The following is a 10579-nucleotide window of genomic DNA, read 5'->3' on the forward strand; positions in this document are numbered from 1 at the left end:
AAGGCTAGGAAAAAACGGTTATTTCTTTTGAACGATGGGGGGGTGTAAAACGTGATACCGATGCGACAGAGCTTTTCTATTTGAGAAACGAGGTCGGTAAGCGGCCTGCTCCCTTAAATCACCGACCTTCTAGCATTTTTTCGAAGGGGTAAAGAATCCTCTCCACGAAGCCCACTACTTTCAACAGCATCTTCATTTTACCCTTGACTCTTTAAAAGGATGGTGACAAAAGGAACAGGTTGCTTCACCGCCTTGTTTCTCGAATTGAGAAACTTTGCGACATCAGCTTCTCGTTTCACGTCATCCGACGTCAGCTAGGGGCGATCGCTGTTTTTCACCAGCCTTCTAAGGCGGCAAGAGGCCATTTTGCAAACCCCTCACACCTCTGCAAAACATAAAAATTGGTTATGTCAACTTGTACAGCTGACCGAATCTGTCAAACGTTCAAACTATTGATCTATCAATACCATGTTTCGTGAATCGAAAGAAAAAGAGGCTTGCACACCCCTGCCGTTTTTGCGGCTGTTTTGGGGTGTGCAATGAGCCATACCGATGGCAATAAGAATGGTTATTTACATCTAGTTTTCAAAGAGTTGCTGCTTACGTTACGCTCTTCTTCTATCAAGGTTGGTGCTCTAAAGGAAAAAAATGTGCATCCAACGCTTTATCTGTTAGAGAAATTTGACCAGCTACACTTCCCATTCCTTCCAAGCGTCCCAGACAGGGCGAGATACTGGTTTTTTACCATCCTTCTATCGATTGCGCGATTCCGTATCCGTAATTGACAGCCGTTTTTGCGCCGATTCCGTGCTCGGAAAATGCACCGGAAACAAGCTTCTTCAATACCTGGGTGGCTGTTTCATCTCTAAATGGTTCTTCAGTAAATGTCACATTTTCTTTCAATAGAACGCCAAACTGGAATCTCGGTTTCTCGACGACAGGGAATGACACAAGCGATGGTGTATCATAGTCTACAGGCCATTTTTGCTGTTGGTAATACATTTTGTAATGAACGTTAATGATGTCCTCTTTGATTTTTGGTATTTGCACAGGGATGCTGTCCGTGAATATGACACTCCCCTGCTCGTCTTGATCACCGAAAAGGAAACGGAAGGCTTGGGATTGTTCCGCTTTCTTCTCCTCGCCATCAAAATATTCAAAAATCATATAAGAGAGGCAAACGCCTTTAATGGCCTGAGCCGGTAAATATGGATACCCATACAACGGATGCAGGGTAATGGATGTTTCATAGACAGATGCATCCCCTAAACCAAGAGCCAGCCGCCATTCAAAACTGACTTGAAACCATTGACTTTCGCATCCACTGTCTGCAATGATCTTTTTTTGACGTTTGAGCAAGTTGTCAAACAGTTCCTGTTGGAAAGCAGGCCTAAAGTGAAAGACTGAGGGACGTAGTCGTTCCTTTTCTTGGTCATTAGACTGTTCAATGAGCCGATGATACTGAAGCCAATAATTATCGACTCCTGATGAAAAAATATCATTTTCGGTAACCAATACTCTTCTTGTATCTGCTGGCAGACAAAGTCGCTCCACAAACATCTGCTCGCTTTTCTTTGCGTCATTCCGTTTTTTATTTTCATTAGGACGGTATTTTACCACTTAACTTCACCCCCTCGACGAAACGACGCAACCATTGGAAAAGGCGCAAAATTTCTAACGTTACTTGGCGATATTGTTCGGAATTTAAAGAAAGCAGCAGTTTCATAAGCTCCGTGTCTTTTCTCCTCAACTCTGGAAAAGAAAGGACAGGATTGTCAGCCAGCCATCGCCGCGTTTGCTCGTAAATTAAATCGTATGCATTTTTCGGATGATCTTTGCTTCCAGGTAGTTTTACCGTTCCGTTTGGTTTCTTGTCTTCCTTTTTTCTTTTAGCAAATACATAAGCAAACGTGGCGCTGAGTCCGTTCGTTTTGATTAATGCCGGGATCTTTTTTACGTAAGATGCATAGTTCTCATCAAAATAATACTCATCATTGTACGCTTTCTTTTCCTCTGCAATGGAAATGCCAAAGCTCGCACAATCGTAGGCAAATTTCGCCCGTTCTTGTTCGATATCAATGAGCTTGCTCACTTTATTTCCTCCCTCTTCTCTCACTAGACCTCAATCGTCTGTTTCCTGCCGTCTTCGATAAGGTGAGTGCGAGTGATCCCTTTGCCAATCGTTTCATTGCCACCGATTTGAATGACTCTCGGCAAAAACTGTGCAAAGAAATCGATCACCCCTTGCGCGCTCGCGAATCGTTCATCAGACAGCCCCTCGTCTTTCGATTTCAGAACAGGGGAGGCTATCACCAGTGAATAAAGAACCGATTCAGCTGGCAAATACTCTTCTGTAAATAAAGCCCCCTCCTTGACAATTCCTTTACTCCGGTCGATTCTCACCCTTGTCACGATGTCGGTTGACAACATGACAAAATCTCGAAATACATCGTCTGGAACGATGACTAAATCGCGTGTTAATTTATTGCGCCAATACTGATACTCATCGGAGGAAGGAAATAGATTCTCTGAAAACCAGTTTGCCCATTTGGTGCACTCATCGCTCTGTTGAACGTTGACCAAATACTCCTCTAGCAAAACCCCCTGCCCCGATATGATCAAATCACTTCCTTGAGGGATTGTTCCCTCGAGGTTGTGGTCATATGTGGAAAGGTCAATCCCGCATAGCTGCATTTCCTGTTTGAAACGGCTGAGAATTTGCGGACACGTAATCCAAACAAACACATGTTTCAGCGATTTGACCGGAAACAATAAAATTCGGGCATCGGTGAACGCAATAGCGCTAGCGTGATCCGCCTGTTCATCTTTTCCAAACACATCTTCAATCATTTGCTTGTTTATTTTGTCGAATCGGCCATTCGGGTGCTGAAGTTCGGCACGATCCGCCACATCTTCCTTGCTTTTAGCGGCTAATGCATAAAAAGCATCTTTCAGGCTGCCTTTCACACTGGAAGCCTCGTACTTTGGAAATCCCGTGTAACGTTCTCGTTGAATTGGCAAATCGACAACTCCTAAGTCCGTCCCCGCCCCAACATGGGATGGAGTTGCACTGATGAAGATTAACGGTTTCGCTAACTGATACATCTTAACTGAACTCCTCCTAGTTCATTGAGTTATATAGTTATTTGGCTCAAGCAAATACGGAATTAACTCACGATCTTTGTTAAGTTGATAAAATGTGCGGAATTCCTTAATATAACTGCTATGATTAAATTGGCCAACGCGAAAATCATAAATGACCACTTTCGTAAGCTTTTCTTGGATATGGTCATAATCAAACGAATACAACAGACGCACTTCTATGCCCGAACGCGGAGCTTTAAAAATAAAATGCTCGTCCCCTGGGCGGCAGGCGTGAACAAGCTCTCCCGCATCCTTTCCACCTGTTTGTTCTGGCATCGTCATGCGTTGAACGATTTCTTCTTTTGTTGCTTTTGTTAAACCATTGCTTTTGATATAGTTAGTTAAAGCGGATATCAGTTTTCCTATTTCCTGGTGCAAAATTGGACGGTTCCGATGAGCGTCTTCTCCCGAAAACGGGCCATTTTGCAAGACGTAAACAAGTTGAAACTTTTGATATATGCGATAAAACATTTCACCAATCGCATTCAAGAGGGCATCTTTTCCATCCGTCGTAGAAATACAGGCACTGAAGTCGTAGCTAATGTTATGCTTTCGTTTGTACTCTTCCCAATCGTCGATTCCTGCGTGTAAATCCCTAATTACACTCGCATACTTTTCAAACGTACTCCAATCAATCGCTAGAGGCGCTTGTGGAAAGCGAATGAGCGGATACGACTCTTGAGCGCTAAACGTATCTCCGAACAAATAGTACATCGGCATTTGATAAAGTTGAGCCAAGATCGTCGCATACGGGATTAAAGCTTTATATCCGCCCGTGACATTCAAAACACCGTTATACCCTCCGTTGGAAAAATACCATACCCTGTCGATAAAATTAACAAGACCCTCTTTTTCAAATCTGAGGGCGTCTTTTACTTGAAGCCCTGAAACCACTTCAAAGTGAACGACATATCCTTCGGTTTCCAACTGTTCTTTAATGATCTCAGCCGAGATCCAAGACAACATCGTTTCGCTGGCCAATAAACAAACCTCAACTTATTTGTCTAGCATTTCGGCGGCAATTTTTCGAATGCTGCTTAACTCAGCGGAGGCGTCTTTGTTTTTCTTGACATATTCCCTTAGCCAATTACGGCACCCATCAATTTCGTCCTTGTACTTTCGGCAATGATTCGAGCAGTACAACATGTCTTTCAGCAGTTCGTACTCATCCCGCATTCTCTTTTGCTCACTCACAAGGTTAGTGAACAGTGAGCTCCCAACTGTTGTAATAATCTTGGCCAATTCCCTCATAAGTCTGCTCATTCCTCCTAAAGATGGATTTATGAAGAATCGATATTCTCCTAGAAGGCTGGTGAAAAACATTAGTTTCCTTTGGTCGATGAAAAAAAGTGTGCACTGTTGCAAGGCTTTTCTATTTGAAAAACGATGCTGGGAAGCGGTTGCGCGAGTAAATCACCGCCCTTTTAGAGTTTACAAATTTCTCCTCATAACTCCCTTCATCTACACGACCGATGTCTCATCCGTTTCATTGGCCGCCACCTTTCCGACATAACAAAGACCAAACCCTTGTTGAGCGTATGTTGGCTTTGTCCATTGGGGCTCATCGCATATGCATTGACCGTGAAAAATCGTGGTCACCTCTTCGATGTGTTCAGAGGAAACAGCGAAATAATAGACGCTCCCTGCACCAACAAAACGCCGCATCGGCTTAGGATAACGCTCCTTCATATCGAATCCGCCAAGCGCCATGTACTTGCCGACAGCGGCCGTCACCAAGTCGAGCTTGATTCCCTGATATTCACCGGACATCGTTTCCGGATCAATCCAACTTGGCAGCCAACCGTTGGCAAAGTAAGTAGGAGCAGCAAAATACAGCTTAAAGAGCTGCCTAGAGGGAGAGGACGAAGAATTCCGATGATAGTCAGGCCACGCAAACGTAGGCGGCTCGATTTCCGTTTTTGAGTAAAAGGCCGTTCTTCCTTCTCCCCCCAAACGAAGCAGTCCTGAATCTTTTAACCCATCGAGCCCATCAAAATCAACGAAAAAACGATAGGCTGGATGAAGGCGCTTCATCCCCATACGGTAAAGTTTGGACTCTTCCGCTGTTCTCGTTCGGCGGTCGATAGCAATGCCGATTTTCATTTCCGTTTTGGCTATAGGTTGTTCATCCGCTCCCTCTTCCGGAGGCAAATAACGAATATGCTCATTGTTTCTTAAACCTTGCAAATATTTTTTTAGCTCTTTTTCGTTTATGTATTTTCCTTCTGCCGAGCGGTACATGTTTTGCTCATCCGGCGGGGCGAGAATCGTTCGAAACGGATAGTTTGAAGAAAAATTCCTTTCTTTCATTTGTAATTCATATGCTTGCCTCTCGCTGTCATCTTCCTTAATGACGAGATCTAACGGAATCGGAAAAATAAAGTGCTTTTTTTCCACGTCATATACATGCACTCCCCTGACCGTCAGTGAAACAGTAGGATCATCGTCGGTGTTGAGCTGCCTGGGGGTGAATTCATTTGGATTCGTTCCAAAATAGGCGCTGCGCAACGCCCCATAAAACGTGCTAGGCGGCGGTGGAAAAACGCTTTGAGCCGTGACATCCTCCCCCATCGAAAACGGCTTCCCATCCCGGACAAAGAGAAGGTCAAGCGGCTGAATGAGAACTCTCATTGCCCGTCTCCCTTTCCATCAGCTTGATGTCGTTTAAGGAACGAAAGGATATACAGTGTATTTATAAAATTCAAAATGGAATGATTCTCTGTCTGCACTCCGACTGCTTTTTGGTTGATTGTCGGAAGATAGTCGCTGATCTTCCACAATTTCATCAGCAGGGAGAGCAACTCTTCAACAGTCTCCTCTCTAGACACCCCGTCTACCTTTTTGAAACTTCGGTTGAGCAGCCTTCTCAGCTCCGCCTCCATCATTTCCCGGAATGGTTTCCGGGTGAAGGCAAACAATTCACGGGACAACACTTGCAAATACGTATCGGAAAAATGTTTTGTCATTAAAGCAAGAATTTGCTGCAACAATCGAGGTGTGCTTTCATTTTCTTGGCTGGAGACGCCCCACTTCAGTGCTGAAATCAGATGTTCCCCATTTCTTTTCAAAACACTGATGCAAAAAGCATCTTTTTCTTGTTCATCGGGGCGTTTCGGTTCAACTTTTTTTCCTATTTTTTCTGCATAACGAGCTCCTCTGACGACATCTGCAAGCGGTTCTTTGTAATGGCCGATGCAGATGCCAGCCGTAAACGTCAGCTGCCCGCTCAGCTCAAACTCCCCCTGCAACTTTTGGTTCACTTGCCTGTCAAACTCTTGCCGCAGTTGGTCAATGACCTCAAACAGACAGCCGAGGTTGATGAAGCCAAACAAATCATCCCCGCCGGCATACACCGTTTTTCCTCTTGACCCGTTCAAATATCGTTTCGCCCATTTGGCGTATTCCCCTAGGCAAAACGTAAACTTTTCCTGGAACGCTTCAAGCTGCTCTTTATGCACGAGTTTCCCCCCGCCGAACCACTCTCCCATGCTGTCACCGTCAAATACGATCATGGCATAGTATGGGTTCGGTCGCTTCTTCTCTGCTTTCAACCGTTGAATGAGCTTATCGCTTTCCCTGCGCTGCTGCTCGGTGATGTCGTTAGCTGGTGGATTTTCGTTTAGTATGTCAAATACATATGCATAATCGATATGATCGTTTTCTATTTCCTCATCTGTCAAGATGTCGAGCATGGCCACCTTAGCAGTCGATGGAAATTGGATCTTCTTGTTTTTGAATGCTTCATCCATAAAGGCAAACCGTTTAATAAAACCAAGAGCTCCTAAATACTCCCCTTCACGGATATAGGAAACGTATCGCTCCCCATTTAAAGGGATCGCTTCTTCCGGGATAAAAAACTTTCTCTTTCCTTCTTTATCCACTCTCGGATTACGATAGAATAATACATTGTGTTCCCCCGTCAAGTTGCATTTTCTTCCCTGCTCCTCAATCTGGCGGAACGGACGGATGTTTTTTACCTGCCCCATCAATGTTTCCAGCTTGGCATATGAGCGATGATAATCATCATACGGGATACCGACCCAGAAAATTTGCAGATGAGCTTCTAGCTGTTCAAAATACGACTGTCGAAAGGAATCAGACACAAAAAACGAGAGTTTATCCGGTCCAATCAAGCTTTTGCCAATTCTCATAAACTCTTCGTGAATATGCCGCTCGACTTGTCCACCTACTTCATCGATTGAATAATGCCCAGAAAGGCTGGCTACAAATCGATTGGGAGCAGAATCGTTCTCTGGATTGGGAAAGATAATCGTCCCCCCATACTGGGAACGGATCAAATTCATCCCAGTTTGCGACAAATGCGACAAAAGCAAGCTGCCAATATAAAGATCTTGTGTTTTCCGTGCCTGCTCGATAAAACTCTGTACCGGGCCGATGGTCACATAAAGCAGGGATCTGTTCATGTCAAAATCGCCTCCTTGAATGCTTGGAACTGATCCACCTCCCCTTTTAAAGAAAAAGGTGGAACAGAATTCAATGTCGTAATAATCGGCCGCAACCGGCCGCTCCGATTAACTTGACAGGAATGATCTTCAATAACTGAAACGACGATAGGGGAAGCAAAACGACGGCCGGACTTAGCAATTCTTTTATGTTCGTGATTATGATCGCTGGCACTTTGAGCAATCCTTTGGAGGAGGGAATCAGCATTTGTCCACACATCCCCTACTTCAATCATCTTTATATAAGGAAACCGATTATCGCGGTTAGATGAAATATAAGGAAACCGATTATCGCGGTTAGATGAAACAACAATGGCAGACTCCCGCACATCGATCATCGGCCTTGCGATGCCTGATTTGTCATAAAAATCGTCTAGCAAACACTTAATGCCTAGCAAGTCGCTCGGTAAGGCATAGGGATTCCCATTTATTTTCCTAATCGTTATACTCCCAAATCCTCTCCGGCTTCGCATCCCCCATCCCCCAAGCAGAACAACTATTTTGAATAGCCGATCATATAGTTCTAGATGTTTTCTTGCCTTCAACACCACCTTGAACGACTGGCCGCACTTGTAACTTCTCGTTCTCACCTGCTTTTTGTGCGGAAGTAAATACGTCTCTCCGCTAGGAAAAATACTCCAAACACGAACAGTCAATGGGGATTGGCTCATGCCGCTTTCTCCAAATAGTTCCCCTTCCCTCTTTCGCAGTTCCTCGAACGAAAGATGGCCATGCAACGCCCGCCACCAAAATCGCATCACCCCTTTCAAAGCCGAGGCGCGAAGTTCCAGTATGCTCTTGTCGGCTCCCTTAGCGACAAGCGGCGTAATTATTTCACACGTATACTCATTTTGCAGCAAGATTGTTCTCCCCGCTTTCAACATGATTTTGCCAAAATTCCAACAACAGAGAGCGATATTGGCCGAACAGTTCCACTATTTTCTTCTCTAGCGTTTCGCTTGACAACGGAGCCGGTCGCCATCCGCCGTGGTTCAAGTCATTGCGATAATCTCTGATCTTGTGCAATATATCAAGCAACGGTCTATGTGAAAGCACCATTTCAATCAGTGACAAATATTTCTCATCACGATATTGTTCGCGGTATTGATCCATTGAACGTTTCTTTTCAATAATTTTCATCGCGGCAGTCAACGCCCGATCGACTAACTCTCTCTTACTGATCTCTTCCCCCTCCTCCTTTTTGCCATATGGATTCCATTTATATTTCAAACATATGGCCGTTGTATAAAGTTCACTGGCAAGTGTATATGCTTGTTGTGTGAGCCCATGGTTGATGCACCACTCAATCGCAGCCAAACCAGACAAGATGTCGTCTTGAACAGCCAAGTCACTAATATCTTCCTCCATTTTTTGGTACAGCACTTTCAATGGACGGAACATCGGCCGCAAGCTGCCGCTGACTTCCTGCAACTCTTTTAATGATTGGGACGCTTCCATTGCTATTTTCGATACTAACGGAGCACGGCTCGCTTGCAGCGCACTTGTCAGTTCTTTAAGTTTCTGGGTGGCGCTATTTAACTTGCTTAAATCTTCAGTACTCCTTTTTTCCTGGTTTCGGATCATTTTTCCACGCTCCAACACCCATTGACTCAGAGCGTTGGCATTGCCTGTCTGGATATAGGAGTATACGTTCGTCACCCAGTCCTGCATATCGGAAAAGGCCGTTAAATCAATGATTGGATGTTCCCCGTTTTCCTGTTCAAACAACCCGTAATAGATTCCTAACACTTTTACACGTTTTGTAATCCGGGCGTAATGAAGAGTAAGAAGCGCCAACATCGGCTGATAGCGGAATGAATGGGTGATGTCAAAAATCACCTCATTCTCCTCTTCCAACACGTTCGTCACGATTTCAAACATTTCCCATACTTCTTGCGGATATACCGCTGTCGGAATACGCACCGCGTCATATCGAAAGCCGTCCATTTGCTTGCGCAGCTGCTCTAATTCAGAAGCTAAACCAGCCCAGTTTGTGCTTTCCGCTTTTTCTGTGACGAAAATATACGCACGGTCAACCATGATTCCTTGCTGCCGCAATATATCCAATACTGCTTTTTGCACGAAAGGTGTTGTCTCTGACTTGATTCCTTCGAGATGGTATACGCCAGACAAATAACGACCAGTCCCTAAAAAGGATAAAAATTTGATCATTCTTCTCCCCCTCTGCCGCCCTTGGAGTCTCTCATAGTCAAACGCCAAGGAAATACAGAATTTCTAATTATCATAAGTTACTTTGCCGCATCCATCCCTTATGTACACAATCGAACAGCGGGGTGCAGAGAACATTAATCACCTTCTGCCCTCCACACAGTCAAACCCACCTCAAAACTTGCTTGCATCGCACAAGGGCAATTCTTCCACACAAAGAAATTTCTAGATTGACATGGTTATCATACCATAAAAAAAGTTAATTTTCACTATTCTTTAATTATTTTTGTGTCAAATTAGGAGAATCTTCCCCATTTTCCATCTCTCATCACCAAAAGTCGACGTAACAGCCCGCTTCTTTTAGAGGCAAAATAAGGCGTCTAAGTTTGTCGCTGTTTCATAAGCAAAAGTCTGTCCATATTGCTTTCAAGCTTGTAGATACACCCCATCGCCATTACGCGGAGGACATTAACATAATAAACATGCCTAAGCATAAGCGAAAGCCCATCAGCTTACGGAACTGTACACTTTAACAAGCCAACGACACATCTTTGAACCTAGGAGGGATCGAACGTGAAACAGGTGAAGGCGTTAACGATTCAAGACTCCTGCGGCTTTATCCCGCGTGAAGCGTCAACTGAGGACAAACCGGGGAAACATTCCCTAGGAGGCTGGTGATTTAATCGTGGATACCGCTTTACAATGTTATTTCTCATTTAGAAAAGCCTTGTTACATCGGTCCTGCTTTTCGCTCATTCTCCCATTGATGGAAAGGAATCAGCGGTTTTTCACCGGCCTTCTAG

General features: G+C 44.5%; 9 protein-coding genes. All 9 read right to left on the bottom strand.

Features of this window, described 5'->3' with window-relative positions; all coding sequences use genetic code 11:
• Positions 1–741 precede the first annotated feature (741 nt).
• Positions 742–1620, bottom strand: a complete 879-nt coding sequence (gene cmr6 / locus B4113_RS03575; protein ID WP_033843694.1) for a type III-B CRISPR module RAMP protein Cmr6 — start codon at positions 1618–1620, stop codon at positions 742–744.
• Positions 1601–2092, bottom strand: a complete 492-nt coding sequence (cmr5, locus tag B4113_RS03580) for a type III-B CRISPR module-associated protein Cmr5 (RefSeq protein ID WP_061912220.1) — start codon at positions 2090–2092, stop codon at positions 1601–1603. Before cmr5 ends, cmr6 begins: the two co-directional genes overlap by 20 nt.
• A gap of 23 nt (positions 2093–2115) precedes the next feature.
• Positions 2116–3105, bottom strand: coding sequence for a type III-B CRISPR module RAMP protein Cmr4 (cmr4, locus tag B4113_RS03585; RefSeq protein ID WP_061912221.1), 990 nt, complete (start codon positions 3103–3105; stop codon positions 2116–2118).
• A gap of 21 nt (positions 3106–3126) precedes the next feature.
• Entirely contained in the window at positions 3127–4125 is a 999-nt protein-coding gene (locus B4113_RS03590) for a hypothetical protein (protein ID WP_033843690.1), read from the bottom strand.
• 15 nt (positions 4126–4140) lie between these two features.
• Positions 4141–4395, bottom strand: coding sequence for a hypothetical protein (locus tag B4113_RS20020; protein WP_033843688.1), 255 nt, complete (start codon positions 4393–4395; stop codon positions 4141–4143).
• Between the two features lie 210 nt (positions 4396–4605).
• Entirely contained in the window at positions 4606–5775 is a 1170-nt protein-coding gene (gene cmr3 / locus B4113_RS03600) for a type III-B CRISPR module-associated protein Cmr3 (protein ID WP_033843687.1), read from the bottom strand.
• On the bottom strand, positions 5772–7547 hold the full coding sequence (cas10, locus tag B4113_RS03605) for a type III-B CRISPR-associated protein Cas10/Cmr2 (RefSeq protein WP_160331361.1): 1776 nt from the start codon (positions 7545–7547) through the stop codon (positions 5772–5774). The genes cmr3 and cas10 overlap by 4 nt, the downstream gene beginning before the upstream one ends.
• A 17-nt stretch (positions 7548–7564) precedes the next feature.
• A complete protein-coding gene (cmr1, locus tag B4113_RS03610) occupies positions 7565–8467 on the bottom strand; it encodes a type III-B CRISPR module RAMP protein Cmr1 (RefSeq protein ID WP_033843685.1) in 903 nt (300 codons plus the stop codon).
• Entirely contained in the window at positions 8454–9779 is a 1326-nt protein-coding gene (gene csx2 / locus B4113_RS03615) for a TIGR02221 family CRISPR-associated protein (protein ID WP_033843684.1), read from the bottom strand. The genes cmr1 and csx2 overlap by 14 nt, the downstream gene beginning before the upstream one ends.
• Positions 9780–10579: the final 800 nt, after the last annotated feature.

Origin of the sequence: Geobacillus sp. B4113_201601 (genome assembly GCF_001587475.1) — a bacterium.
Classification (GTDB): Bacteria; Bacillota; Bacilli; order Bacillales; family Anoxybacillaceae; genus Geobacillus; species Geobacillus icigianus.

Coding starts and splice junctions, on each gene's coding strand:
- cmr4 (WP_061912221.1), bottom strand. CDS start 3,105: ATGTATCAGTTAGCGAAACCGTTAATCTTCATCAGTGCAACTCCATCC.
- B4113_RS20020 (WP_033843688.1), bottom strand. CDS start 4,395: ATGAGGGAATTGGCCAAGATTATTACAACAGTTGGGAGCTCACTGTTC.
- cmr3 (WP_033843687.1), bottom strand. CDS start 5,775: ATGAGAGTTCTCATTCAGCCGCTTGACCTTCTCTTTGTCCGGGATGGG.
- csx2 (WP_033843684.1), bottom strand. CDS start 9,779: ATGATCAAATTTTTATCCTTTTTAGGGACTGGTCGTTATTTGTCTGGC.